This is a genomic window from Erwinia sp. PME.40.26/001 (assembly GCF_055556675.1).
In genome coordinates this window covers 1-275 of sequence record NZ_JBVHNP010000140.1, presented here as the reverse complement: position 1 = coordinate 275, position 275 = coordinate 1, and the positions used below count along the sequence as shown (strand labels likewise).

General features: G+C 60.0%; 1 protein-coding gene. It reads left to right on the top strand.

Features of this window, described 5'->3' with window-relative positions; genetic code table 11:
* Positions 1-36: 36 nt before the first annotated feature.
* Positions 37-275 (top strand): AraC family transcriptional regulator (locus ACZ3HG_RS23565; protein ID WP_465334776.1); only part of this gene is annotated, 239 nt, incomplete at its 3' end.

Below are 275 nucleotides of genomic sequence, written 5' to 3'. Positions count from 1 at the left end.
AAATCCGCGCAGAAAAAATCGAATGCGCACCAGCGCATGGTGCAGCTGCTCACCGAGCTCGCCCCTGACGAGGGCTACAACCTGTCGCTGCTGCCGGATGTGCGCTTCCTCAGGTCCAACCGTGCATTGAGTGAAACGCCGGTCCTCTATGAGCCGGGCATCGTGGTGGTCGTGCAGGGTCGCAAGCGTGGATTCCTCGGCGGGCAAACCTATCTGTATGATGCCCGTCACTACCTGGCTGTTTCGGTACCCGTCCCGTTCACGATGGAAACCGA